The sequence below is a fragment of the Sodalis sp. RH22 genome, assembly GCF_047324165.1.
In the GTDB taxonomy this organism is placed as follows: Bacteria; Pseudomonadota; Gammaproteobacteria; order Enterobacterales; family Enterobacteriaceae; genus Acerihabitans.
The window spans coordinates 170,708-197,437 of the sequence record NZ_CP178731.1 but is presented as its reverse complement, the minus strand read 5'-3'; the positions used below and the strand labels follow the sequence as shown (position 1 = coordinate 197,437).

At 59.1% G+C, this 26,730-nt stretch carries 21 protein-coding genes and 1 pseudogene; 9 read left to right on the top strand and 13 right to left on the bottom strand.

Features of this window, described 5'->3' with window-relative positions:
- Position 1 precedes the first annotated feature (1 nt).
- From ACL2XN_RS00830 to ACL2XN_RS00820, 3 genes and pseudogenes are all read left to right on the top strand, one after another.
- Positions 2 to 253 carry a type II toxin-antitoxin system Phd/YefM family antitoxin gene (locus tag ACL2XN_RS00830; RefSeq protein ID WP_413728092.1) on the top strand — a complete coding sequence of 84 codons (252 nt, stop codon included), beginning with the start codon at positions 2 to 4 and terminating at the stop codon, positions 251 to 253.
- A pseudogene (locus ACL2XN_RS00825) lies at positions 243 to 523 on the top strand (type II toxin-antitoxin system RelE family toxin). The gene ACL2XN_RS00830 and the pseudogene ACL2XN_RS00825 overlap by 11 nt, the downstream one beginning before the upstream one ends.
- 240 nt (positions 524 to 763) lie before the next feature.
- A complete protein-coding gene (locus tag ACL2XN_RS00820; protein WP_413729874.1) occupies positions 764 to 2,419 on the top strand; it encodes a putative transporter in 1,656 nt (551 codons plus the stop codon).
- A gap of 75 nt (positions 2,420 to 2,494) precedes the next feature.
- Here the strand turns inward: ACL2XN_RS00820 and ACL2XN_RS00815 are convergent, their stop codons facing one another.
- The 5 genes from ACL2XN_RS00815 to ACL2XN_RS00795 form a co-directional block, all read right to left on the bottom strand.
- A complete protein-coding gene (locus ACL2XN_RS00815) occupies positions 2,495 to 3,811 on the bottom strand; it encodes a c-type cytochrome (RefSeq protein ID WP_413729873.1) in 1,317 nt (438 codons plus the stop codon).
- Positions 3,812 to 3,827: 16 nt separating this feature from the next.
- On the bottom strand, positions 3,828 to 5,603 hold the full coding sequence (locus ACL2XN_RS00810) for a GMC family oxidoreductase (RefSeq protein ID WP_413729872.1): 1,776 nt from the start codon (positions 5,601 to 5,603) through the stop codon (positions 3,828 to 3,830).
- A 1-nt stretch (position 5,604) separates the two neighbouring features.
- Entirely contained in the window at positions 5,605 to 6,330 is a 726-nt protein-coding gene (locus ACL2XN_RS00805; RefSeq protein WP_413729871.1) for a gluconate 2-dehydrogenase subunit 3 family protein, read from the bottom strand.
- 417 nt (positions 6,331 to 6,747) lie between these two features.
- Positions 6,748 to 7,875 (bottom strand): iron-containing alcohol dehydrogenase, encoded by a 1,128-nt coding sequence (locus ACL2XN_RS00800; RefSeq protein WP_413729870.1) that lies wholly within the window; start codon positions 7,873 to 7,875, stop codon positions 6,748 to 6,750.
- A gap of 119 nt (positions 7,876 to 7,994) precedes the next feature.
- A complete protein-coding gene (locus tag ACL2XN_RS00795) occupies positions 7,995 to 8,618 on the bottom strand; it encodes an NIPSNAP family protein (RefSeq protein ID WP_410014505.1) in 624 nt (207 codons plus the stop codon).
- A 408-nt stretch (positions 8,619 to 9,026) separates the two neighbouring features.
- Between ACL2XN_RS00795 and ACL2XN_RS00790 the strand changes: the two genes are divergently transcribed.
- Positions 9,027 to 10,625: an ABC transporter substrate-binding protein gene (locus ACL2XN_RS00790; RefSeq protein ID WP_413729868.1), complete on the top strand. Its 1,599-nt coding sequence runs from the start codon at positions 9,027 to 9,029 to the stop codon at positions 10,623 to 10,625.
- Between the two features lie 73 nt (positions 10,626 to 10,698).
- On the opposite strand, the gene ACL2XN_RS00785 is transcribed toward ACL2XN_RS00790, so the two are convergent.
- The 8 genes from ACL2XN_RS00785 to hutC form a co-directional block, all read right to left on the bottom strand.
- Positions 10,699 to 11,652 (bottom strand): chemotaxis protein, encoded by a 954-nt coding sequence (locus tag ACL2XN_RS00785; protein WP_410014503.1) that lies wholly within the window; start codon positions 11,650 to 11,652, stop codon positions 10,699 to 10,701.
- Entirely contained in the window at positions 11,645 to 11,935 is a 291-nt protein-coding gene (locus tag ACL2XN_RS00780) for an ATP-binding cassette domain-containing protein (protein ID WP_410014502.1), read from the bottom strand. Before ACL2XN_RS00780 ends, ACL2XN_RS00785 begins: the two co-directional genes overlap by 8 nt.
- Complete coding sequence (locus tag ACL2XN_RS00775; protein ID WP_413729867.1) at positions 11,922 to 12,740, bottom strand: phytanoyl-CoA dioxygenase family protein; 819 nt, start codon at positions 12,738 to 12,740, stop codon at positions 11,922 to 11,924. The genes ACL2XN_RS00780 and ACL2XN_RS00775 overlap by 14 nt, the downstream gene beginning before the upstream one ends.
- A 98-nt stretch (positions 12,741 to 12,838) precedes the next feature.
- On the bottom strand, positions 12,839 to 13,798 hold the full coding sequence (locus ACL2XN_RS00770) for a hypothetical protein (RefSeq protein ID WP_410014500.1): 960 nt from the start codon (positions 13,796 to 13,798) through the stop codon (positions 12,839 to 12,841).
- Between the two features lie 55 nt (positions 13,799 to 13,853).
- Positions 13,854 to 14,648 (bottom strand): amino acid ABC transporter ATP-binding protein, encoded by a 795-nt coding sequence (locus ACL2XN_RS00765; RefSeq protein ID WP_410014499.1) that lies wholly within the window; start codon positions 14,646 to 14,648, stop codon positions 13,854 to 13,856.
- Positions 14,638 to 15,435: an amino acid ABC transporter permease gene (locus tag ACL2XN_RS00760; protein WP_410014498.1), complete on the bottom strand. Its 798-nt coding sequence runs from the start codon at positions 15,433 to 15,435 to the stop codon at positions 14,638 to 14,640. The genes ACL2XN_RS00765 and ACL2XN_RS00760 overlap by 11 nt, the downstream gene beginning before the upstream one ends.
- A 29-nt stretch (positions 15,436 to 15,464) precedes the next feature.
- Entirely contained in the window at positions 15,465 to 16,304 is an 840-nt protein-coding gene (locus ACL2XN_RS00755) for an ABC transporter substrate-binding protein (protein WP_413723169.1), read from the bottom strand.
- A 1,854-nt stretch (positions 16,305 to 18,158) separates the two neighbouring features.
- The gene (hutC, locus tag ACL2XN_RS00750) at positions 18,159 to 18,986 is read right to left on the bottom strand and encodes a histidine utilization repressor (RefSeq protein WP_410014496.1); all 828 of its coding nucleotides are present in this window, start codon (positions 18,984 to 18,986) and stop codon (positions 18,159 to 18,161) included.
- A gap of 328 nt (positions 18,987 to 19,314) precedes the next feature.
- Between hutC and ACL2XN_RS00745 the strand changes: the two genes are divergently transcribed.
- Genes ACL2XN_RS00745 through ACL2XN_RS00725 form a run of 5 tightly spaced genes read left to right on the top strand, consistent with a single transcriptional unit; the run spans position 19,315 to position 26,728 of the window.
- Entirely contained in the window at positions 19,315 to 21,366 is a 2,052-nt protein-coding gene (locus ACL2XN_RS00745; protein ID WP_413729866.1) for a hydantoinase/oxoprolinase family protein, read from the top strand.
- A 2-nt stretch (positions 21,367 to 21,368) separates the two neighbouring features.
- Positions 21,369 to 23,336, top strand: coding sequence for a hydantoinase B/oxoprolinase family protein (locus ACL2XN_RS00740; protein WP_413723173.1), 1,968 nt, complete (start codon positions 21,369 to 21,371; stop codon positions 23,334 to 23,336).
- A gap of 40 nt (positions 23,337 to 23,376) precedes the next feature.
- Positions 23,377 to 24,921: an ABC transporter substrate-binding protein gene (locus ACL2XN_RS00735; protein ID WP_413729865.1), complete on the top strand. Its 1,545-nt coding sequence runs from the start codon at positions 23,377 to 23,379 to the stop codon at positions 24,919 to 24,921.
- A 14-nt stretch (positions 24,922 to 24,935) separates the two neighbouring features.
- Positions 24,936 to 25,856, top strand: a complete 921-nt coding sequence (locus ACL2XN_RS00730; RefSeq protein WP_413723174.1) for an ABC transporter permease — start codon at positions 24,936 to 24,938, stop codon at positions 25,854 to 25,856.
- Positions 25,853 to 26,728, top strand: coding sequence for an ABC transporter permease (locus tag ACL2XN_RS00725; protein ID WP_410014491.1), 876 nt, complete (start codon positions 25,853 to 25,855; stop codon positions 26,726 to 26,728). The genes ACL2XN_RS00730 and ACL2XN_RS00725 overlap by 4 nt, the downstream gene beginning before the upstream one ends.
- Positions 26,729 to 26,730: the final 2 nt, after the last annotated feature.

Below are 26,730 nucleotides of genomic sequence, written 5' to 3'. Positions count from 1 at the left end.
AATGACCTTTACAATTTTGACCTCTACCGCCGCCAGTATTACTGAGCTAAAACGTAACCCGATGGGGACGGTCGCCGACGGCGGAGGCAACGCAGTGGCTATCCTAAACCGTAATGAGCCCGCGTTTTACTGCGTCCCCCCCGAGCTTTACGCTTATTATCGGGAACTGGCGGAAGATGACGAGTTAAACCGGATTGCTGATGAGCGTTTGGTTGACCCTGCGTTTATCAGCGTAAAACTCGATGAATTATGAATTAAAATTTGAAAAGCGGGCGCTAAAGGAGTGGCATAAACTGGGTAATACCGTGCGGGATCAGTTTAAAAAGAAACTTGCCGAGCGCCTTATGCAGCCGCATGTACCTTCAGCTCAGCTGCATTGCAGCAGCAACCGTTATAAAATTAAACTCCGGGCCAGCGGCTACCGGCTGGTTTATGAAGTTAATGATAAGGAAATCCTGTTGCTGTCATCGCTATAGGCAAGCGCGATAACGATGATGTCTATGCTGCGGCCGACAAGCGCTGAACATTTTTCTCTTAATGTATCTTCTCAATCCGGGGCAATCAAATTTATAAGACGAACCGCTATGCGATCAGGTCATGAACCAGGCTGCCGCAGGCTGGAAGATGAGCTCGATAATCAATAGACGCAACTATCACCCGTGGTTCATATAGCTTGATGTTTTGTGCTCTTTACCTCATTTCCTTCGCCACGCCTCTGCCAGAATACCCGACAACAACCTCATGATTTTCCAGGGATGCGGCAATGAGCGATATAGCACTGACGGTCAGCATGCTGGCACTGGTGGCGGTGATAGGGTTATGGATAGGTAACTGGCGTATATACGGCGTGGGTTTGGGTATCGGCGGCGTGCTGTTCGGCGGCATTATCGTCGGCCATTTCGCCCATACGGCGGGACTGAGCCTGAACGGCGATATGCTGAATTTTATCCAGGAATTCGGGCTTATCCTGTTTGTGTATACCATCGGCATCCAGGTCGGGCCGGGATTTTTCTCCTCATTACGCGTCTCCGGCCTGCGGCTCAATCTTTTCGCCATGCTGGTGGTGGTGTTGGGGATGCTGCTCGCGGCCCTGATCCATAAAGCGTTTAACGTTCCCCTGCCCGTGGTGCTCGGCGTGTTTGCCGGCGCGATAACCAATACGCCGGCCCTCGGCGCCGGTCAGCAAATTCTCACCGATCTCGGCACCGGTCCCGCCCAGATTAACCAGATGGGCATGGGCTACGCCATGGCCTACCCCTTCGGCATCTGCGGCATCCTGCTGACCATGTGGTTTATTCGCTTTGCATTGCGCATCAATGTCGAGCGCGAGGCGGAACAATTCGATAGCGCCAGCGGCGCCGGCCACGCCCAGTTGCAGACCATGAATATCCGTGTCGTCAACGCCAATCTCGAGGGGCTGGCGATGCAAGAGGTGCCGGTGCTCAACAGCAGCGAAATCGTCTGTTCGCGCTTAAAGCGCGGCGAGAGCTTGATTGTTCCGCTGCCGACCACCCTGATTCAACAGGATGATTTGCTGCACCTGGTGGGGTTGAAAAGCGATTTGGAAAAAGCGCGCCTGGTGATCGGCCAGCAGGTGGATACGTCGCTGTCCATGCAGGGCACCGACCTGCGCATGGAGCGGGTGGTGGTCACCAACGAAAAAGTCCTGGGCAAAAAGATCCGCGACCTGAATTTTAAACAGAAATACGACGTGGTGGTTTCCCGCCTGAACCGCGCCGGGGTGGAACTGGTGGCCGGCAGCCATGCCAGTCTGCAGTTCGGCGATATCCTCAACCTGGTGGGCCGGGCGGAAGCAATCAATGCCGTGGCCGCGCTGGTGGGCAACGCACGGCAAAAATTGCAGCAGGTGCAGATGCTACCGGTGTTTATCGGCATCGGTTTGGGCGTATTGCTGGGCTCGCTGCCGCTGTACGTACCGGGCTTTCCCGCCGCGCTGCGCCTCGGCCTGGCCGGGGGACCGCTGGTGGTGGCGATTATTCTGGGACGCATCGGCAGTATCGGCAAACTCTATTGGTTTATGCCGCCCAGCGCTAACCTGGCGCTGCGCGAGCTGGGCATCGTGCTATTTCTCTCGGTGGTGGGCCTTAAATCCGGCGGCGGTTTCGTGTACACGCTGATCCAGGGCGACGGCCTGTCGTGGCTGGGCTACGGGATCATCATCACCGCCGTTCCGCTGCTAGGCGTCGGCCTGCTGGCGCGCGTGGTGTTCGGGATGAACTATCTCACCCTTTGCGGCATGCTTGCCGGCTCCATGACCGACCCGCCGGCGCTGGCTTTCGCCAACGCCCTGCATGGCACCAGCGGCGCGGCGGCGCTTTCCTATGCCACGGTTTACCCGATGGTGATGTTCCTGCGCATTCTGTCGCCGCAGCTGCTGGCGCTTATTTTCTGGGTCTGACGGCGCGCCGCCGGCCGGGAGGGAGGGACGGGCGTACGCGGCACCCGCGTACGCCTGGCGCGGAGGCTAAACGCGTTACTGATGCGCCTGTCCGGTATTCGGCTCATTGGCCTTATTGGGGTCCTTGCGCTCCACCGTCGACGTCGCGTGGCGCAGTTTTGCCACCGCGTTGGCACTCACCGCCGGCGCGTCATTGCCCCAGGCGCCGCGGATAAAGCTGAGCAGATCCGCTGCCTGTTTGTCGTCCAGGCGCCAGCCGAAGTCCGGCATGGTCAGGCCCGTCACGGCGTCCCTGGTGACCGCCATTTTACCGCCATGCAAAACGATGCTGATTAACGACGACGGATCGTCGCTCAACACGACCGGATTGCGCGCCAGCGCCGGGAAAGTTTTGGCATAACCCCGGCCGTCGATACGGTGGCAGGCGGCGCAGTTGTCCATATATTCCTGCGCCCCCGGTTTGCTCATATCGCCCCGGATAAGCGCCGCGGAAGTGACATCATCCGCGTACGGCGCAGGCGCCGCGGCGGACGGCCGCAACGATTTAAGATAGACCGCCATCGCCCGCAAATCCGCGTCATTCAGGTATTGCGTACTGTGTTCCACCACATCCGTCATGGAGCCGAAGGCCGCGCTGGTATCGGTATGGCCGGTTTTCAGGAACATCGCCAGCTCATCCGCCGACCAGCGCCCCAGGCCGTCTTTGCCCGTACCGGTAAGATTGGGCGCATGCCAGCCCTCCAGCGTGCCGCCGGTCAGGTAGGCGTCGTCGGACTGATCCAGCGCCTTCTCCTGGAACGCGATGCCGCGCGGCGTATGGCAGGTGCCGCAATGCTCCAGCCCCTGCACCAGATAGGCGCCCCGGTTCCACTCTTCGCTTTGGCCGCGGTCCGGCTTGAACGCATCATCATCATGAAATACCCAGTTCCAGGCCGCCAGCGGCCAGCGCATATTCAGCGGCCAGGGAATATCGCTGTCGCGATTGGCCTGCTTCACCGCCGGCACCTGCTGCATAAAAAAATCATACAGCGCGTGCATATCTTCATCATTAATCCTGGCGAACGCGGTATAAGGCATGGCCGGGTAGAGGTGATGGCCGTCCTTCGCCACGCCTTCGCGCACCGCTTTGGCAAAATCCTCATAGCGGTAGTCGCCTATACCGGTGTCTTTGTCCGGCGTAATATTCGTGGAGTAAATCGCCCCCAGCGGCGTGGACATTTTCAGCCCGCCGGTAAACGGCTTGCCGCCGGCGGCGGTGTGGCAGGCCACGCAGTCGCCGGCGGTGGCCAGATATTGTCCTTTGCCGGCCGGCGGGCTAACTGCCGCGTTGACCGCGGCCGGCAACAGCGCCAGCGCCAGCAAGGGAAGCGCTGCATTCCATAGAGTGCTCATCTCAGTCCCTTCCCTGTTAAGCCTGGACCAGCGGTCCGGGGTTGGCCAAATACTGCGTGCGAATCGCATTGGCGGCAAATAGCGCGGTGGCGCCGACAATACCGGTGGGGTTATACGACAGGTTCTGCGGGAAACAGCAGGCGCCCAGCACAAACAGGTTGGGGACATCCCAGCTTTGCAGGTACTTGTTCACCACGCTGGTGGCGGGATTATCGCCCATCACCGCGCCGCCGGTGGTATGAGTGGACTGGTAGGGCCGTACATCGTAGTGGGCGTTCATGCCTTTAAAACCCATTTCGTAATGCTCAGGCCCGATGGCCTTGGCGATTTCCTCCGCCTTGCCGCCGATAAAATGGGTCATTTTCAGCTCGTTGTGCTGCCAGTCAAAGGTCATGCGCAGCAGCGGCTGGCCGTGATGATCTTTATAGGTAGGGTCGAGATCGAGGTAACACTGTTTATACGGCATCACCGATCCGGACGAACCGACGCTCATGGTGTGCAGGTAATTATCTTTGATCGCCTTCTTCCAGCCGGTTCCCCATTTTGGCGCCTGGTTGGAAATGCTCATCTGCTGGATGGGGCGCCCGCCGGTAATGGTGGCGGAAAGCGTGGCGCCGCCGATGAATCCCAGCCCGCCGTGGTCAAAGTTTTCCGCGTTGAAATCATCGATAAACGTACCGGTGGCGCCGGTGGCGGCAAAGGGATTGAAATGGGTGTCCGGGTCGAAGAACAACGCGACGCCGCCGTTCATCTGGTAGGCATAGTTACGCCCGACCACGCCTTCGCCAGTGGCGGGATTGTAAGGCTTGCCGATTTTCGACAACAGCAGCAAACGTACGTTGTGCAATTGGAACGCGCTCAGCACCACCAGGCTGGCGGGCTGTTCAACTTCCTGGCCGTTAGCGTCGATATAGGTGACCCCGGTCGCCCGGGTGCCGGCGGCATCGGTATTGACGCGCAGCACATGGCACTGGGTGCGCAGCTCAACGTTTTTATGTTGATAAAGCGCCGGCAGCACGGTGCTTTGCGGCGACGCCTTAGCGTAATTAAAGCAGCCGAAGCGCTCGCAAAAACCGCAGTAGTTGCACACCCCCAACTGAACGCCATAGGGATTGGTATAAGGTTCGCTGCACAGCGCCGCCGGCAGCGGAAACGGATGATAGCCCAGTTCGGTCGTCGCTTTGCTAAACAGCATGCCGGAATACTGTTGCTTGAGCGGCTTGGTCGGATACGGGTTCTGGCGCGGCGCCTCGAAGGGGTTGCCGCCGGCGATTTTTTCGCCCTTGAGATTGCCGGCCTGTCCGGCGGTGCCGCAAATTTTTTCGAACTTATCGAAAAACGGCTCCATCTCCGCGTAGGTAAAGGGATAGTCCTGCACCGTCATATCCTGGGGGATAAAATCCGCGCCGTACCGCTCAATCACGGTGCTGCGCATGCGCAGATCAGCCTCCAGGGGGCGCCACAGCATGCCGTTCCAATGCACACCGGCGCCGCCGACGCCGTCACCCGGCAGGAAGGAGCCAAAACGCCGGTAAGGCAGCGCGGTTTCGCTGGTGGTATGCCGCACGGTTACCGTCTCTTTTGACGCATTCTGAAAGAGCTTTAACCGGATACCGTAGGTCAATTCATCCATTATGCGCGGGTAGGCGAAATCGGGATAGGTATCGCGCTGCTCGCCGCGCTCCAGGGCCAGGATATTCAGGCCGGTTTCCGCTAGTTCCATCGCCATCAGCGAACCGGTCCAGCCGAAACCGACGATAACGATATCGACCGGGTCTTGTTTTATCGCCACGTCAGACGCTCCTTTTCCCTGAAATACTGACCGGTCCCAATGGATAGGGCTTATTGGGGTTGTCCATCGTCTGCTGGTAATCGGCGCGCGCGCCCGGGAACCCAATCAGCCGCCACGACGCCAGCGTTTGATTGCCGCCGTGCATGGGATCGGCCAGGTAACCTTCTTTGGCGTTGTCCAGCAACTGGGCAAAAAACAGCGCGCCCGGCACATTAGCAAACGTCAGCTTGCCGCTTTCCAATTCGCGCAGCACGGATTCCTGCTGTTGTTGGCTCAGGGCGGCGAATTCTTTGGCAAAGAACTGCCGGCAATGATCGTTGACGGCCTTGATGCCGCGGCGATAGGTATCGCGCGGCGCCAGCGGGGACTGATAACCCAATTCGGGCGCGGCGTCGGCAAAAGGAGGCTGCATATACCAGAGATGGCCGTAACCGTAGGGCAACTCCATTTGCTTATCGATATAAACCGGAACGCCTTCACTTACCGCGCCCGGCCCATATTCATCGGTGGGAATCAGCCGGTCGACGGCGGCCAGGATAAAGCGCCATTCATCATTATTAAAAAAGGTGGGAACGTAGTGGGCGGAAACGCCAGCGGATGTGGCGGTGGTTGCCTGGCCGGCGAAGGAGACAAGGCCGCCCCCCGCCGCGGCCAGGGGAATAATCGACAGCGTTTGTTGCAAAAAACGCCGCCGTGAGGGGATGTCCTCATCGTTTTGCTTGCTCATAGATCTTCCATTAAGGGTGTTAATCAATGTGCTGAGCGCCACCGTCACCAGCCCGGTAACATAGGGCGCTAATAATTATTTGTATGATAATTTTATCGCCAGAATAAGCGGAATTTTTGTCAGCACAAGTTATAAAAATGTTAACTTATGTAAACTTCAAACACAGTTACCGGTAACACTTTTACTTTTTGCAAAATTAACAGATTGATATAAATACTTATTTTTCCCAGGTATTGCTGTGCGTCATGGGTTATTACCAAAACGTGCTATTGGCAAAACCGGTAATCTTGATTTTGGCGACAGGAAGGTTGAGCGGCGAGGATAAGCAGAATAGAAAATCCTTCTTATGTTTCCCCGCGCGGGCTTCGGGAGAGCGCGTGACGTATGATGCCGGCGGTCACCGCCGGGCTGATGGCGCTATTCGATGCGAAACGCCGTGACAATCATGTGCCGGAGCTGTGCCGGCGGGTAGTCCAGCAGCGCATTTTTGCTGGTGGATTTTTCCAGGCACACCGCCAGTTCTTCCGGGCTGAGCGGCAGGTCGTCCCGCCAGAAAGGGACAATGGCGTTGCGGGTGATAAATTCCAGCAGATAACGTTCCGGGTCGTCCCGCCCTGCGGGAAGGACGCTGACGGCCAATGCGGCCATCAGTGCCCGTTGCCGGGGGTGGTCGCTGTCCGCCAGCAGTTGCAGAAACGGCAGCAGCAGCCGGCCGCAGACCTGGCCATGATGGTAGCTGCGCAAGGCGCCGACTTCACCGGCGATGCCGTGGATCACGCCCAGTCCCGCCATGCTCAGCGTCAGCCCGCCCAGGTAGGAGGCCTGCATGATAGCCTCGCGGGCATCGGCGCTGCGGTTTAACGCCGGCCAGGCCCGCAGGAAAAGACGGATACCGGTAAGCGACATTTCGCGCGACAGGCTGCTTGCCGTTTTGGACAGATACGCCTCGAACAGATGGGTGAACGCGTCGATGGCGCAGCAGGCCAGCACCGCATCCGGCGCGCCGGCCAGCAGTTGCGGGTCCAGGATGGCCACCTGCGGCACAAAGTTCGGGTGGCGCAGCGACGCCTTGACTTTATGGGTGCGGGTATCGGTGATCACGGCGTTTTGCGTCGCTTCGCTGCCGGTGCCGGCGGTGGTGGGAATGGCGATTAAGGGCAGCGTAGCGCCGCTCACCTTGGCGTCGCCCACCTTTTCCATATAGCGCAGCGCCGGCAAAGGATGCTCCGCCAGGGCGGCGAACGCCTTGGCGGCATCCAGCACACTGCCGCCGCCGATGGCGACGATGCGCCGCGCTTTGCCGCGCCAGCGCGCCACCCACCCGTCAATATCCTGCGGCGACGCCTCATGGCCGACGATCTCGGTGCCGGCCAGCAGGGGCGCCAGCGCATCCGCCATCCCGGCATAGATCGCCCCGCCAAGGAACGAGCGGCAGCTGAACAACAGCGTCGGCTGCGGGTCGGCTTGCAGCAGGGGAAGCAGTTGGCTGATACTGCCGGCGCCGAACCAGGTTTGCCGGTTGGCGATCATCAGGCTGGTGGTCATAGAGTCTCCTTGGCGGGGGGCTAGAACCACAGCATAATCCAGCGCCGCCGGGCAAAACAACGCTTTTCGCCGCCGGGCCTGACAGCCAGGCACGGCGCCAGACGCCGGCAAATCCGGCGTCAGGCATCCCCGGCGCGGCGGTTTTCCGCCAGGCAGATAAACGAGGCAGCCCGGATAATCTGCTGCGGCCCGCCCTTTGGCGGCCACAGTCCCGCGGCATAGTGTTCCGCGCGTAAACGGGCGCGCTCCTCCAGGCTGGCGAAGGTCCAGATATGCGTGATGCGCGGCGGCCCGTCCAGCGCGTACATATTGATGATCAGATGCGAGGTGTAAGCCTGCGCCGGCGCAAGCGCCTGCGCCCATCCCGCAAGCGTGGGAGATAATCCCCCGGGCTTCAGCCAATAAGTGCGGAATTCATAACAGGCCCCCGGCTGCGCCAGTTGGGACGGCGCGGGCGGCAGGAAAGGAAAAGGCTGATAACTTTCCATGCTGAGGGCGGTTTGCGCATTTACGATATTAAACGGCGTGCTGTCCAGCTGCGCCCGCCGTCGCTCCCGCCACAATGCCTCTTCTGAGTGAAACTCGCGCAGCAGGAGTAACTGGAACAGCTCGCCAAGCTCGGTACGCCAGAAACCCACCACTCTTCCCCCGGCACCGGGCGCCGTCACCCATGCCCAGGCCCGGGCTGACGCCGTATCAAGTTCCAGCGCCGGCACGGACAGTGTCGTTAGCTCATATAACATAAGTTTTCCAATGGAGTAGTTGATATCCGCGCGGCTGAAAGGATCCTTCCCCACCCTCTCCTCTCCCTGCCGCCGATAGGCCGCCTTGCCGGGAAGGGTCGCGAGGGGAAAGTGTAACCGGCGCCTGGCCGCGGATAAATCCGCATTCGGTTGCGGGTATCGCTACCCGGCGTTGCCAATGCCCGCCCTCCCGCAGAGATCACACCTTCTTTACAAGAAGAATGTCTCCCGGCTGGCAAATTCCGCCGGCAGATCGCCAGGCAATACTGCCAAAGGGCAGCGCTTATACCTAAAAGCCGGGCATTTATAAGCAGAGGATTTTTTCCATTTCGCCTGCCGCCGCTTATAATGGCAAGACGAACAATCACGGATTCATTTCCTATTAATCACCTTATTAAGGCAATAAAAATGGATTTACGTAAAACCTCTCTCGCACTGCTGATCGCCGCGATGCTGCCGGCGGGCGGCGCGCTGGCGGCGGCCAACGATGTGCTGGTCTATTGCTCAGAAGCCTCGCCTGAATCGTTCAACCCGCAGATTGCCAGCTCCGGCCCGTCATTTGTCGCCAGCTCGCAGGTGCTGTATAACCGGCTGATCACTTTCCGGGAAAGCGATAATCTGCCCATCCCTTCCCTGGCCGAGGCGTGGACCATCAGTCCCGACGGCAAAACCTATACGTTTACCCTGCGCCAGGGCGTTAAGTTCAACAGCAATAAATATTTCACCCCGACCCGCGACTTTAACGCCGACGACGTTATTTTCTCCGTACTGCGGCAAAAAGACGACAATCATCCTTATCATAACGTGTCCCACGCCGCCTATGAGTACTTTAACGACGTCGGCCTGGGTACCCTTATCCAGGAAGTGAAAAAACTGGACGATCGGCATGTCCAGTTTACCCTGAGCAAACCCGACGCCACGTTCCTGGCCGACTGGGGCATGGACTTTACCTCCATCCTCTCCGCGGAATATGCCGACGCCATGCTGAAGGCCGGCACGCCGGAGCGGGTGGACACCGATCCCATCGGCACCGGCCCGTATAACCTGAAAGACTATAAAGTCGACTCCCTGATCCGCTACGAGGCCAATCCGCATTACTGGCAGGGCGACGTGCCCACCAAACGCCTGATTTTCTCTATTACCCCCAACGTCAGCACGCGTCTGGCCAAGCTTGAGAAAAACGAATGCCAGATTATCCCCGCGCCGAACCCGGTCAATTTTGACCAAATCAAAAGCAATAAAGATCTGGTGCTGCACAGCGTGGACGGCATGAACGTGGGCTACCTGGCCTTTAATACCGCGAAAAAGCCGTTCGATAATGTTCTGGTGCGCCAGGCGTTAAACTATGCGGTGGATAAAAAAGCGATTGTCAACGCGGTATTTCTCGGTTCCGGCACGGTGGCGAAATCGCCCATTCCGCCCAATATGCTCGGTTACGATAAGGATCTCGCCGATTATCCTTATGACCCGGCCAAGGCCAAGGCCTTGCTGAAGCAGGCGGGTTTTGCCCAGGGCTTTACCACGGATTTATGGTCGATGCCGGTGCAGCGCCCGTATAATCCCAACTCCCGCCGCATCGCGGAAATGATCCAGAGCGATTGGGCCAAGGTGGGCGTGACGGTAAAAATCATCACTTTCGAATGGGGTGAATACCTTGCCGGCATCCGCAAGGGCGAACACGCCTCCGCGCTGTTCGGCTGGATGTCGGATAACGGCGATCCGGATAATTTCGCCAATGTACTGCTGGGATGCGACAGTATCAACAGCGGGTCCAACGCGGCGTTCTGGTGTGACAAACAGTATGACGCGCTGATAAAACAGGCCAAGGTCATCAGCGATCCGGCCCAGCGCGCCGCGCTGTATAAACAAGCGCAGGACGTGTTCCATCAACAGGCCCCGTGGGTGCCGCTGGCAAACGGTAATACCTTTTATGCCACGCGCGCCAATGTCACCGGCTACAGCGTCAGCCTTAACGGCAGTGATTTTTCCAAGGCCAGGCTGAACTAAGAACGACAGCAACGGCGCGGTCGGGGGCAGGATTCCGGCCGCGCCATGACGGCTCAGGGAACCGCGGCCGTCTTTACGGCAGCACCCGCTTGATGGCGGACTCCAAGTCGTTGATATCGAATTTTGCCACATACGCATCCGCCCCGACCTTGCGCACATGGTCCTCATTGGCGCTGCCCGACAAGGACGAATGGATAATAACGGGAATGTGTTTCAGGAACTCATCGCGTTTGATATTCAGCGTTAGGGTAAAACCGTCCATCTCGGGCATTTCCAGATCGGTTAACACAAACGCGATTTTATCCGTGACAGGTATGCCTTCCGCCCGCGCTTCTTCCGCCATTTTATTGATTTTTTTCCAGGCTTCCAGGCCGGTGACGTGCGTCAGGAAGGGGATGTTCATCATCGTCAGGCCCTGTTCCAGCATCGAACGGGCGACTTTGGAGTCCTCCGCCACAATGGCCACCGCCCCTGGTTTCAGGGTAAAGGTCTGCTTCTTTTCGCTTTCCAGGTGCGCCGTGCGATTGGCGGGAATGATGTCATACAAAATCTGCTCAACATCCAGCACCAGCGCCAGCGGGGTGTCGGTTTTATCATTGTTCAGGCGCGCGATGCTGGTGATATTGCGGCTTCTGACGCCCGCCTCGGCCGCCAGGACCTGGCTCCACTCAAGACGGACGATATCGTCGACGGATTCCACCGCGAAAGCCTGGGTGCTGCGGGCATATTCCGTTACCAGCAAGATATTCAACCCGGTCTTCGGCACGCAGCCGACGATGGCCGGCAAATCGATAACGGGCATAATCTCGCCGCGGATATTCGCCATGCCCATCAGCGGCGACGTCATGCCGGCGGCTTTGGTCAGCTTCGGCATCGGCACTATTTCACGCAGCTTAAACACGTTGATGCCGTACAATTCGGCGTGTTCTTCATCGGGGGGCGACCCCAGGCGGAATAACAGCAGTTCAAATCGGTTCGATGAGGTGAGATTGGTTCTCTCCTCTACCTCTTGTTGAAAATTATCCATACTTTCCCCAATAAAAATAGCGATTGATGCGTGGAAACAAGGCGGTTTGACTGATTCGGAAAATAAAGAATAATTCAACGTATAATGTTATCGGCCGACGGGGGGAAATACTTAATATTACTGCGGCAGCATAAAAACGGGCGTCGGCGACCTGGCGGCCGTTTAACAGGAACTCGCCGCCAGGCTGGATAAACCCTACCACCATGCGCAGCGTGGTGGTTTTACCGCAGCCGCTGGGCACCAGCCGCTCGCCCGGTGCGATGGCGAGGTTAATGCCCTCCACGGTGCGGCGCCCGCCAGACGACCGGAAAGGAGGGACAATCCAGCGCCCCGCCGTCTTGCGGGGCGTCCTGTAGCGGCGCCGGGGGCGACATTTTCCCGCTGCGGTAGCGGAAAACCGCGTCATCGCCGGTCCAGCGGGTGGATAACACCCGCCGCGGCGCGTCCTGGAAATTGCCGGCGGCGCCGTGCAGGGTCAGGCCATGGAACACCAGGCAGTCGCCGGGTTCCAGCGCCCAGCTGATAATCCGGTAGTCTTGCCGCCGCGCTTCAATATCCGGCAGGATGTCCCAGCTGTCGTCGTCGCCCTCGCGCAGTTGGCCGGTGGCGAACCACTGGGGACGGAACCATTTACCCCAGCGGTGCGAGCCGGCGACAAATTCCAGCGCCGTGGCGCGCGTCACGGCGCCGGTAGGCAGCCAAAGGGTGCAAAAGTCATTGCCGTCCACCGGGCTATACGGCTGATCCTGATGCCACAGGGTGCGCTGGGAGGCGCCGGGCATTTTAGCCAGCACATGATCATGCAGGAAATTGATTTTGCCGGACCCTAGAAGGCCGGCGGCGATTTCCTTGGCGGGCGATTCATAAACAAATTGTTTGATGGCCGCAATGCGCCGCCAGTTATCGCTGTCCTGGAAAAACAGTTTAGTTTCGGGGTCGGTATAGCGGCCGTGATCGCTGGGCGCGGCGATATTAGCCATGATGCCCTGCTCCACTTTCTCCAGCCATTGGCGGGAAAAGGCCTGGCGGATAATAACGGCGCCATCGCGCTGAAACGCCGCTTTATCCTGGGGTGTGATAGTCAACATATTGCCTCCCGGCTGAATGCGGCGCGCAACCCGCCGCAGGCCGTTTGCGCCGGCAAAAGCGTTCCGGCGGGCTTAACGCGGGCGCGTGGCCATTATTCTCAGACTTTTTCAGGATTCCAACGGCCCGGAAATTCCTGGCCGCCGAGCTGGCGGTTATAGAACATGCCCAGATACCATGGGAAATAGTGATAAGACCAGGCGCACAGGCGATTGCCATATTTCAGAAAAGCGCGCAGCAATTCCTGAAGTTCTTCTTTGGTTTGCGCCGCGGCTACCGCCTCGCGCAAGATACCGGCGTATTCTTCCAACTGATATAACCCGCTGACGCCTAAATAGCTGGAGTAAGGCACGTCGAATTCCCGCAGCGTTTTATTAAAATCCTGCACCGAAAGCGTATTGGTCAGCGTCAGTAACGGGTACATGGTATACATAATATAATCACGCAGCATGCCGTTGGCGAAATCCCAGGCGGTAAAATACTGGCCGTAGGTGCCGGTGGACTCCACCTGTCCCAAACGGATGGCGCGCAGGTCTTCGGGCTCCGTCAACTGGATCCTGTCGGCTTCCGCCAGGAAGCGTTTGGCCGCGTCCGTGGTGGCCGCGGGCTGGCGCGGTACGCCCGGGTGGGCCTGCTTATCATGAGCGGAAACCTCGACAAAAATCTTATCCTTTTGCCAGAAGAGATTATTCCACACCGCCTTGCCCACATCGGGCAGTAAATGACAATATTCCGCCAGCACCTGTCCCAATACCGGCTGGGCCAAAGGCTCCAGGCCGACGCCATATTGAATCGACATTTTATTGCCCGTTGACTGGGAATAACGCAGCCGGCCCACCGGGCAATCGGTAATCATTTCGCGATGGTGCACCGGCGCGCTGCTGACGATGGGCGTCCAGGCATACATGGATGCGCCGGACACAACCGGATGCGCCTGCAGCACTTTAAACGGCAGGTGCTGCCAGAACTCTTCGCACAGCTCGGGGTTCTTTTCATCATTTAATTCAGCGACCACGGTAACGCCCAGGTCGGGCCAGCTTATATCAATTAAACGTCCCATCTTTATTCCTCGTTGGTAAAAATACGTTGTCTTATAATCCACCGCCGGGCGATGTTTATATTTTGTGTAATACCTTATTCAGAAAGGTCCTTGTTCTTGGATTCTCCGGCGCAATAAATATTTTTTGCGGCGGTCCCTGCTCGATAATTTCGCCGCCGTCCATGATGACCACCCGGTCGGCGACATTCCTGGCAAATTCCATCTCATGGGTCACCACGATCATGGTCATGCCCTGGCGCGCCAGGTCCTGCATTACGCTTAACACTTCGCCAATCATTTCGGGATCAAGGGCGCTGGTGGGTTCGTCAAACAGCATGACCTCCGGGTTCATCGCCAGCGCGCGCGCAATCGCTACGCGCTGCTGCTGCCCGCCGGATAATTGCGTGGGGTAATAGGCTAATTTATCCGCCAGGCCCACCCGGGCCAATAATTCCGCGGCGTTGTCGCGCGCCTGTTTTTTATTCATTCGCAGGACGCTTACCGGCGCTTCCATGACGTTTTGCAACGCGGTCATATGTGAAAACAAATTAAAGCGCTGAAAAACCATGCCGATGCGCTGGCGCAGCTTGGCGATATTTTTCTCGCTGTCTTCCTGCATCAGGCCGTTTTTCATGCGGTATCCCATCAGGGCGCCGCCGACGTGGATGGTGCCCTGCTGAATTTTCTCCAACCGGTTGATACAGCGGATAAGCGTGGTTTTTCCCGAACCGGACGGGCCGATAATCACCGTAGTTTCGCCGGTTTTCACCGTCAACGACACATTACGCAGTACCGGCAGTTCGCCATAGAATTTCATTACGTCACGGCAGACGACCGCATCCGGTAGGCTATCTGATTGATTAACGCTCATCGGCAAGCTCCGCTAAAAGAGATGAGGATTTTTTGGCACGCCGCTTTATGCTCGCCCCTTTTAAATGCCGGTTGAGATTTTTTTCCAACAGCATTTGGATGGCGGTCCAGCACGCGGTCAGCAGCAAATAATAAATAGAGATGCCGAGATAAACCTCAAACGTCATAAAGGTGGCGGCCTGTAATTGCTCCGCGACACGAAACATTTCTGAAACACCGATAATACTGAGCAACGCCGTGGTCTTGAGCATATTATTAAATTGATTGCCTAGCGCGGGGACAATCACCGGGATGGTCTGCGGCAGAATAATGCGCCGCATCAGCAACCGCGGCGGCATGCCCAGCGCTTTGGCGGCCTCGGCCTGGCCGCTGTCGATGGATATAATGCCGGCGCGCGTAATTTCGCTCATATACGCCGCCTCGTGCAGGGCGAAAGACACAATGCCCGCGACCACCGCCCCGGAAATCATGAACGGCCCCAACGGCATCACGGCGGGGAAAATATCAAAACCCAGTAAATAGGGCAGGCCAAAATAAATCAGTACCAATTGTACCAATACCGGCGTGCCGCGAAAAAACCAAATATAAAGCTGGTTAAACGCCTTTAATATCCATAAGCGGCTTATTCCCGCCATTGCCAATGTAATACCTAATACCGTGCCAATAAGCTGGGACAGTACAGCGGAAACAATCGTTAATATCAGCCCCTGAAATAAAACGGCTTGCGGATGAAACACAAAATTCAGGAAAAATGGCAGATTAAATTGCATATGAATTTGATTTAGCACGGTACGCTCCTCACAGCATGGCCGCCCCGTCAATCGCAGGGGTGTTCGCTGTCGCACAGGGCTACGCCATGTTCAATACCCCATTTCTGGACGATTTTCGTCATGGCGCCGGATGTATTCAGTTCATCCATTGCCGCCTGGATCGCCTGGCGCAGGTCGGTATTGTTTTTCACCATGGCCACCACCCACGTTTTGGCGGGCACCGGCATATCGACAGTCTGGAATTTATTTTTGGCCTTCGACATGTAAAAATTAATCACCACCGTATCGCCGACCATGGCATCGGCGCGGCCCAGCAGCAAATCATGGAACGCGGCGACGTTGGTGCCCAACGACACCAGGGTAATCGCCGGTTTACCTTCGCTCACCAGTTTGTCGCTTTCCTGCTTGACCACCGACTCATTGCGGCTGCCCATCAACGCCGCCACCCGGCGGCCCGAGAGATCCGCAAACGACGCCAGATGCAGGGGATTTCCCTTGACCACCAGCAGGCCGGACTTTACCCGCCAGTAATCCACCAGCCCATAGCGCTCCGCGCGTTCCGGGGTTTTCCCCAGGCTGGCCATGACCAGGTCGCACTTGCCGGTATCCAGCGCGGCAAAAATACCGGAAAATTGATAATTATCGATCTGGGTTTTCACTCCCAGGGTCTTGCCCAGCGCATTCATAATATCCACCGCGGCGCCGCTGGGTGTTTTGCCGTCCTCGGCCATGCCTTCCGCCGGGGGGTTTTCCAGGTCGGAGCAAAAGGTCAGTTGCCCTTTCGCCTTGATATCCGCCGGTGCGGCGACGGCGGCGTTTGCCCACCCCGGCGCGATGCCGAACGACAGGCTTAACACGGTACCGATAATCAATTGTTTTTTATTCACCCTGCTCTCCCGACACCTTGGTTGCTGTTGATAACGTCGTCACACGAGAATGATATCCAGGCCGTTAACATCTGTTTAACCCGATGAAATTGAACATACCGCCAGCAAAACGGGGCGTCAAGTTATGTATATACAAATAAGATAATTATATGGATGATTTTTGCGCTATTTTAGATAGATTTAAGTTAAATATTTGATTTTTATAAATATTATATTATTATTAGAGTATATACATAAGATATCAAATGTAGTGGCTTTTGACCGGATTGACTTCAGGACGGATAGATTTATATCGTTTGCGGGGGGATCTGCCGCGCCGGTGGGGGTTTGGTTTACGGCTGGTGGTAAGGACTATGTTGCGCCGGTGAAGGTTTCGCTTGCCGTGCGTTTGGTTGTTTTATGTAGTGCCGGGTGCCGGCAAGCGACAAAGAGGCCGTACCGCGACGGCCTCCTTGACCTCCGCGCGTCCGGCAGGTCGCGCGTCGCTGCGCGATGCCTTCCGCCGCCAGTTCCCCCGTTATGCACCGGCCCGGTTAGCGCTCCCGGCGCAACCGGGCCTTTCGCCGCTCCCGGCGGCTCATGCCGGGGTCACAGGCGCCGTCAGCGCGCTCTATGCCGGCCCGACTATCGCTGTCAGTAATAAATAGTAAGAAACAATAGCGCCGCTGTTGATAAGGAGAAGGAAGAGTGAGCCGGGAAGCTGACAATCATTGAGGTAAACAGCCGCAGCATGAAATTACAGCCCGCCAAACCCGGCCTATGCCCTAGTCCCCCGAATCTGTAAGCGTATTAGATACATCGCACCTGGCGCTTTTAATTTAAAGCCGGAAGCGAGCATATGGCATTAGACATTAGACATAGGGCTTTGGGCTTTGGGCTTTGGGCTTTGGGCTTTGGGCTTTGGGCTTTGGGCTTTGGGCTTTGGGCATTTAACGTTTAGCATTAGCCATTTGGCTTTGAGCATTTATCGTTTGGCATTAGCCATTAGCCATTAACCATCAGGCTGTAAACTTTATCGCAAAATGAATACTGATACCTTCCCGGTAAGTGCATGCCGCAAGAAACCCAAAAACGCTATTTTACTCACAGGCGATGGTGTTGACCTGGTGCCGGCATAGAGTGCGCCGGCGGCGCACATCGCGGCTGGATGAGCCGCCGGGAGCGGCGAAAGCTAAGGGCCGCGCCGGGAGCGCGTCCCGTGCGGTCCAAAAGCCGGGATGGGTGATGCCGGGAACCGCGCAGCGGCGCACGACCTGCCGGACGCGCGGAGGTCAAGGAGGCCGTCGCGGTACGGCCTCTTTGTCGCTTGCCGGTACCCGGCAACACATACGAACACCTCACGCACGGCAAGCGAAACCTTCGCGAGGCGACATATGCCCTAGCGCACCCTGACGCATGGCACCCTAACGCACGGCAAGCGAAACCTTCGCCGAGGCGATATATGCCCTAGCGCACCCTGACGCAGAGTACCTTAACGCACGGCAAACGAAACCTTCGCCGAGGCGATATATGCCCTAGCGCACCCTGACGCAGGGTACCTTAACGCACGGCAAACGGAACCTTCGCCGAGGCGATATATGCCCTAGCGCACCCTGACGCAGGGTACCTTAACGCACGGCAAGCGAAACCCGCGCCACGGCAACATAAAGCTTACCGCCAACCGCAAACCAAACCCCCACCGGCACAACCTAATCCTTGCCCCAAGCCTCTCCGCCGGCTCCGGCGCGAACTCATCCATAAAGCGACTATAGCGTCGAAACCCTTTAGCGCAATCCACCAGTATTCGAAGCACGCAGACGTGTTTATCACAATCCAGTGGCTCACAGGATGTCGGCCAAAAACACCGGGAGGGTTTCAGCCCGGGTTGGGCGTATCCCGCTGCAAATTCGCCGGGCTGGGCCCGAAACGCACTAAAAAGCGGTGGCGTTCCCCCGGATAAATCAAGCGCACAAAGGTGATCAGCTCCCCCGACAGCCAGGTGCGCCTGGCAATGGAAATGCACGCCGTGCCGGGCGATACCGATAATTGCCGCGCCAGCACATCGTCGGCGGAAATAGCGCGCAGGGAGTGCTCGCCTTCCGACCAGGGGATATTGCTTAACAACCAGCTGCCGGGCGGCATCTCGATAAACTCCTCCTGCGCCGCTTCCGGCACTACCGCCAGATTGATTTGGCGCGCCTCCAGGGCGAAAGGCAGGTTATCGGCGTAATGCATGACATCGATACATAGCATGCGTGCGTTAACGGGTATGCCGATATGTTCCGCTTCGACCGCGTCGGTAATAGTGCGGATGCCGCGCGACAGCAGCGAAAAACTGTACATGCTGTCGCTGGCCAGGACTTCGGCGCGAATATCCTGAATGGCCAGCAACGGCTCCTCGACACGCGGCATGGCGACGAAAGACCCTTTCCGGCGCTTGCGCACAATCATCCCGGCGGCCACCAGCGTCGACAGCGCTTTATTTACCGTCATTCGCGAGCATTGATAGACCGCCATCAATTCCTGTTCGGTGGGCACCCGATCGCCGGGATGCCACTCGTTGCTGAGGATTTTGTTTTTAATATCGTTCTGGATGCCCTGATGGATGGGCAGGGGTTTGACCCGCGAACGCTTAGGGATGAGCGGACTTGGCTCGGCGTGAGCGGGCGGGGCTTGGTGTAGCGGTGACTCGTTTTTGCTCATAATGGAGGTTTTCCCAAAGTATCAGCGATTAAGTATATACAAAACAAAAAGCAAATTCGCGCTATCATTTTTTCTTATTCATTTTTATCTTCGTTTTATGTATATACATAAAATAAGCCTATATGAACACGGCGTTTCCACCCCGATAAACACATTAATTTACTGTTTTAACGCTGCTTTATCATAGGATATTCGTATGAATATTGCTCTGTTTTTCATCATAATGATATTTACATCCCAGTTCTTTATTATATTGTATATACCAATAGACTTCATCAGGGCGCCATTTTCGCCGGGACGCGGCGTCGGCGGCACAAGGGCTAATCGCATGATAAGAGTGGGAGTTGATATCGGCGGCACGTTCACCGACTTTGTCGTCTGGCGCAGCGACGCGCGGCAGGCGCCGTTATATTGTTTTAAAGTGCCCTCCACTCCGCCCCATTTTGCCGAGGGTTTTAAACAGGGCTTCGAGCGGTTATTGTCGGCATTGGCCGTGGGGCCGGAAGAACCGGTGGTGGTCATGCACGGCACCACTGTGAGCACCAACGCCGTGATCGAGCGTTCACAGCCGCCGGTCGCCCTGTTCGTCACCCAGGGATTTCGCGATATCCTGGAACTGCAGCGCCTGCGTCTGCTCGATCCCACCAATCTGCGCGGCACGCGCGGCCTGCCGTTGATCGAGCGGCACCAGGTTTTTGAAATACGCGAACGCATGGCGGCTGACGGCGGCGTTATCGACGCGCTGTCGGCGGAATCGGTGGCCGGCGCGGTGGCGCAGGTGGTGGCCGCCGGGCTCGACAGCATCGCCGTCGCCTATATCAACAGCTATCAGGATCCCCGCCATGAGCGGGAAACGCGCGCAGTGATCCGGCGGCTCGCGCCGTCCCTGGATGTCTGCCTGTCCAGCGAGGTGTGGCCGCGCCCCGGCGAATACGAGCGGGCGGTCAATGCGTTGCTTAATGTCTATGTTAAGCCCCGGATGTCCTCATACCTGGGGCAGATTGAACACTACCTGACCAGCCGTCTGCGCCACGTCCAGCTGTTTATCACCCGCTCCAACGGCGGGGCCATGTCCGCGCGCGAGGCGCGCCATTTCCCGGTGCATACGCTCCTGTCCGGCCCCGCTTCCGGGGTAACGGCGGCGCAGCTGATTACCCGCGCGGCGCCGGAGCAGCATTATCTGACGATGGATATGGGCGGCACCAGCACCGATATTTCCCTGATCCGCGCCGGCATGCCGACGGTGGTGGAGCAAACCGAGGTCGGCGAGTTCCCTCTGACCATGCCGGTTACCGGCATCGAGGCGATAGGCGCCGGCGGCGGTTCCATCGGCCGTTTCGACGGGCCGGTGTTCCGCGTCGGCCCCAAAAGCGCCGGCGCCTGGCCCGGCCCCGCCTGTTTTGCGCGCGGCGGCACCGAGCCTACCGTGACCGACGCCTACTTATTATGCGGTTATCTGGACGCCGCCACTTTTCTCGGCGGCGAGATGCCCCTGGACACCGCTGCGGCCCGCGCCGCCTTCGCTCCCCTGGCCGCGCGCATGGCCGCGACGGAGACGGACGCGGCCGGCGCCGCCATCGCCATCGCCACCTCCAATATGGTCGCCAGCGTATTGCCTTATCTGGCCCGCCACGGTGTCGATCCGCAGGACGTGACCCTGGTGGCGTTCGGCGGCAACGGCGCCATCCACGGTCCGCTGCTGGCGGCGGAAATCGGCATCCCACGGGTTATCGTGCCCAACAATCCGTCGGTGTTCTGCGCCGTGGGCGGCGTGGTCGCCGAACTGACCCATGACACCATCGCCATCGTACAGCAGGGCGCGATGGATACGGCGCGCTTGCAACAGACCTTTGCCGGGCTGGCGGACGCGGCCAGGGCCTGGCTGGCGCGGCAGACCGACCCCGGCAACGTGGTCGCGATCGCCCTGGAGTACTGGGCGGATATGCGCTATCGCGGCCAGTCGTTCCAGATCCCGGTGCGCATTGAGGCGGCCGCCCCAGACGGCATCAGCACCACGCTCGCCGTCGCCGCGTTTCACGCGGAGCATTTACGCTTGCATACCCATGCCGATACGGAGGCGTCCGTTGAATTTATCGAACTGCGGGTGCGGGTGCGCGGCGCGCTGGCCGCGCCGGAAGGCAATGCGGCGACGCGGCCGGCGGGCGGCGGCCGACCCCGCCCCCGCGGCTTTCGGCGGCTGCATATCGGCGCGGCGTTGCTGGAGGATTGCCCGGTTTATGACCGCACCGTATTGGGAGTGGATGCCCAGGTACCGGGGCCGTGCATTATCAGCCAGAGCGACGCCACCGTGCTGGTCCCGCCCTTTTTTACCGCCAGGGTGCATGCCGGCGGCGACATTATCCTGACGCAGGAGCATTGATTGTGGATCCCATCCAAACGGTCATCATGAATAATCGCTTTAACGCCATTGTCGAAGAAGCCTCCGTCACCCTGTATCGCACCGCCCATACCACCTTCGTCAAACTGGTACAGGATTTTCAATGCGGGCTGGCCACGCCGGCAGGCGAAATGTTCGCCTATCCCAGCCACAACGGCGTTAACGCATTCATTGGCCTGCCGATAGCCGGCGGCCTGCACGGCATCGGCGTAGAACATCTTGAGCCCGGGGATTGCATTATCACCAACGATCCCTTCAGTACCGACGGGATGGTGACGCATATCATGGATGTATCCATGGTGCGGCCGGTCTTTGTCGGCAATGAGCTGGTGGCCCTGGCCTGGTCGTTCGTGCATGCCTCCGATATCGGCGGCGCGGTGCCGGGCAGTATTTCGCCGGCGTTTACCGAGGTGTTCCAGGAAGGCCTGCGCGTCAGGCCGACCAAACTCTACAAACGCGGACAGCTCGATACCGCCATCCGCAATATCTTTATCGATAACAGCCGCATCGCCGATGAGCTGTGGGGCGACTTCCAGGCCATGATATCGGCGCTGGCCAGTATGGATAAGCGGCTGAATCAACTGTGCCAGCGCTATGGCGTGGCGGCGGTGCGCGCGGGCATGGAAGCGTCCATGGCCCTGGCCGATGCCAAGGCCCGCCAGGTTATACGCCGCATCCCCGACGGGGATTATCCCTTCGCCGATTATGTCGAAGGCATGAGCGAAGGAGATTTTATCCATATCCACGCCGTGATGCGCGTGCGCGACGAGCGCATCGTATTCGACTTCAGCGGCACCGACCCGCAGGTGGCGGCGGCCTTTAACTACGTCACCGGCGCGCGCGCCCACCCCTATACGCTGCAGGCGTTTATCTATTATATCCTGACCCGGGAGCCGGAAGCGCCGCGTAACGCGGGCCTGCTGCGCGCCCTTGAGGTCATCGCCCCGCGCGGCACGGTGATGAACGCCGAGTTTCCGGCGGCCGGCGGTTCGCGGGTCACCACCAGCACCCGCGTTTACGACGTCATCCTGGGCTGTCTGAACGCCGCCCTGGCCGACGGTCTCACGGCGGCGGGTCCCGGCATGTCGGGAGTGATCGTGGTTTCCGCCAAAGATCCCCATGGCGAGGGCAATCGCGTCAGCGTGATCAATCCCTTGTGCGGCGGCGGCGGCGGACGTTTCGGCCTCGACGGCACCGACGGGGTGGACTCCCGCTCCGGTTATCTGCGCACGGTGCCCGCCGAAACCATCGAGGCCGAAACGGTGATGCGGGTGAAACGGTATGGCCTGGTGACCGACAGCCAGGCGCCCGGCCGCTGGCAGAGCGGCGCCGCCATTGCCCTGGAGCTGGAAAATACGGGTCCCGAGGCGGTGATGACGGTGCGCGGCATGAATCGTTTCTATTTTCAGTCTTGGGGCGCGCGGGGTGGGCAATGCGGCCATTTGGGATCCGTATTGCTCAATCCCGGCACCGATGATGAGCGCAATCTGGGCAAGATTGATGTCCTGAAGATGCAACGCCACGACGTGGTGCGCCTGACCTCGCCCTCGGGCGGCGGCTTTGGCGACCCTTTCCTGCGCGATCCGCGCCAGGTTGCCCGCGATGTGCGGCGCGGCCTGGTGTCCGTCTACAACGCCCGGGCCAGTTACGGCGTGGCGGTGGACGACAGCGGCCGGCTCGACCCCGATGCCACCGCGCGGCTGCGCGCCGGGCACAGCAGCGTCGCGCACGGCCTGTTTACGCTTGGGAGCGCGCGCGATCGCCTGGATCGGGTCTGGCCGCGCGAAATCCGGGCGGCGCTGGCCATGAGCCTGATGCGTGAGGAGCGCCGCCTGCGCCAGTCCCTGCGCCTGGCGGTCATTAAACGCCTGACGGCGGAAAACCGGCCGGTCAGCCTGACGATGATGGCCGCGGTTATCGCGGAAGAATTGCAGTACCTCAGGATGCACTGATTTTCCCCATCGCTCCGTTCTCTCATACTGGAGATCAACCATGTGTCATGTTCTCAGGCTTGCCTTGTCAGGCAAAGCGCGCCAATTACGACTGCTGGGCTGCGCCGCGTTATTATCCGTTGCCGGCAGCCTGCCGGCGGTCGCGCTGGCGGATACCGTCAATATTGCCTTTTCCGCCGCGGTGACGACGCTTGATCCGCAGCAGGCCACCGTGGTGCAGACGGATTTAAGCGTCATCAGCCATATCTACTCGCCGCTGGTGATACGCAATCCCGACCTCGGCATTACCGGCATCGTGGCGGAATCATGGCAGGCTATCGACGACAACACCTGGGACTTCAAGCTGCGCCCGGGCATTACCTTTGCCAATGGCAAGCCGCTGGATGCCGCGGTGGTAAAGTGGAATTTCGATCATTTACTCGATCCCGCGCATAAAACCCGCGTCAAGGAATGGTACAGCCTGATCGATCATGTCGACGTCGTGGCGCCCGACGAGGTGAAAATCATTACGCGCATGCCCTTCCCCGGGCTGGTGGCGCAGCTGAGCATGCTGTTCATGATGGAGCCGTCTTGGACCGCGACGCACGATCCCAGCCGCGAGGCCATGGGCAGCGGCCCGTATCAGCTGGCGGAATACGTGCCGGGCGAACGGGTGGTGCTGACGCCCAACCCCACGTATTTCGGCACCCAGGTTTTCGGCACGCCGGCGCCGCATGACAAAGTCGTGCTGCGCATGATAAGCGAACCGGCGGTACGGGTGTCGGCGTTGCTGGCCGGCGAGCTGGATCTGGCGCTGGATATTCCGCCCACGGATATCGCGCGCATCAACAGCAGCGGCATCGCCCATGCCGGCTGGGGAGAAAGCAGCCGCGCGATGATCATTAAAATGAATAACCTCAAGCCGCCCTTCGCCAACAACCTCAAGCTGCGCCAGGCGATGAACTACGCCATCGATCGCCAGGGCATTATCGACGCCATTTATAACGGTCACGGCGCCATCAGCAAAGGCCAGCTGCTGTCGCCCATGTATTTCGGCTACAACGATAAACTGCAGCCCTACCCCTACGATCCGGACAAGGCGCGCCAGCTTATCGCCGAGTCGGGATTGCCGCAGCCCATTTCCTTTGAACTGCAGGTGCCGCTGGGACGTTATCTGTTAAGCCAGGAAATCGGCCAGGTGATCGCCGCCCAGCTGCAGGAAGTGGGTCTGAACGTCAGCATCAAGGAAATGGAATACGCCAACTGGTCCAACGCCTATACCCGCGGCGATATGGGGCAGGCAGCGTTTTTAGGCCAGGCCTGGCCGACCCTGGACGCCGACGGCCTGCTGGGTCTGTACCTGCCCACCGACCCCGGCGCTTACTGGAAGGATGACGTTTTTGCCGGCCTGGTGATGAAAGGCCGCTCAACGGTTGATAAGCAAAAACGCGCCGCCTGGTACCAGCAGGCAACCGAACGGATGCGTGAACAGGCGCCGCTGGTGTTTTTATTTAACCAGCCGCTGACCTATGCCACGTCGAAGCGATTCACCTGGCAAACGCGCGGCGACGACTGGGTGCGGGTTTTCGATTTAGTGGCGAAATAAACAGGCGGTGGCGCGTGGCGAAATACATCCTGTCCCGACTGCTGGAAGCCCTGGCGGCGGTATTCGGCCTGGTGACCCTTATTTTCCTGGTGTCGCGGTTACTGGGGGATCCGGTTTCTTTATTGCTTCCCCAGGGCGCCAGCGCCGCCGACCTGCAGGCCCTGCGCGAGCAGCTCGGCCTGCAGCGTCCCTTGCTGGAGCAATATCTGCGTTTTCTCGGCCATGCGCTGGCCGGCGATTTCGGCCAATCCTTTTTTTACCAGCATTCGGCGCTGGGGATTGTGCTGGAACGGATGCCGGCCACGCTGCTGCTGGCGGCGCTTTCCGCGGTGACCGGCATCCTGGCGGGCTGCCTGGCCGGTTTGATTGCCGCGCTTTGCCGTAACTCGGTATGGGAGTTCCTGGTGCTGACCCTGGCGATGCTCGGACAGGCCACGCCGGCGTTCTGGCTGGCGATTATGCTAATCCTGGTGTTCTGCGTCGATCTTGGCTGGCTGCCCACCGGCGGCACCGGCAGCCCGCTGCATTTGATTTTACCCACCGCCGTGATGTCTATTTTCGTCGCCGCCAATATCACCCGCCTGTTCCGTTCCAGCCTGCTCGACGTCATGAGCGAGGATTATATCCGCACGGCGCACGCCAAGGGCCTGCCCCCGCGGGTGATCATGACCTGGCATATGGCGCGTAACGCCATGCTGCCGGTGGTCACCATGAGCGGGCTATTGGTGGGCGAAATGCTCGGCGGCTCGGTGGTGGTCGAAACCATTTTTTCCTGGCCGGGGGTCGGCAGGCTGATTGTCGAGGCGGTGGCGAACCGTGATTTTCCCGTGATCCAGGCGGGAGTCATGGTGGTGTCATGCCTGTTCCTGCTGGTCAGCCTGGGGGTGGATTTGCTCTATAGCCTGCTGGACCCGCGCGTGAGGCAAACGCGATGAACCGAATGAACGTGATGCGCGCCGTGGGACGGCGTATTGGGTCGAGCGCCATCGGCGCTGTCGGCTGGCTTATCATGGCGTTATTGCTGCTGGGCGTGTTGGCCACCTTCGTGATCCCCCTGCCCAGCCCGGTACACGGCAATCTGGCCCTGCGGCTGGCGCCGCCCACGTACCGCTTTTTTGCGCCGGACGCCCATCCGCTGGGCACCGATCAGTTGGGCCGGGATATGTTGAGCCGGCTGCTGTACGGCAGCAGGGTCTCGATAATGGTGGGGTTTAACGCGGTGTTGATTGGCGGCCTCGTCGGCGTGGCGGTGGGGATGATTTCGGGGTACGCCGGCGGCCTCATCGATCGCCTGCTGATGCGTATTGTCGATATGCAGCTCTCGATACCGCTGATTCTGCTGGCGCTGATTATTATCGCCGCCACCGGTCCCAGCCTGGGCAACCTGATTATCGTCCTGGCCCTGACCAGTTGGATCCGTTATGCCCGCATGGTGCGCGGGCAGGTGCTGGCCCTGCGGCAGAGGGAATTCGTCCTGTCGGCGGTGGCCGTCGGCGCCCGGCCCTGGCATATCCTGCGCTATTACATTTTGCCGAATATCCTGACGCCCATTCTGGTGATCGCCACTCTGGAGTTTTCGCGCGTGATTCTCCTGGAGGCCAGCCTGAGTTTCCTCGGGCTGGGCGTGCAGCCGCCCTGGCCGAGCTGGGGCCGGATGCTGGCGGAGGGGCGCGCGTATATCGCCACCGCCTGGTGGGTCACCACCTTTCCGGGACTGGCGATAGTCGTGACGGTGATGGGCGCCAACTTTACCGGCGACTGGCTGCGCGATTATTTCGATCCCAAACTGAAGTCCGCCGGGGAGTAGCG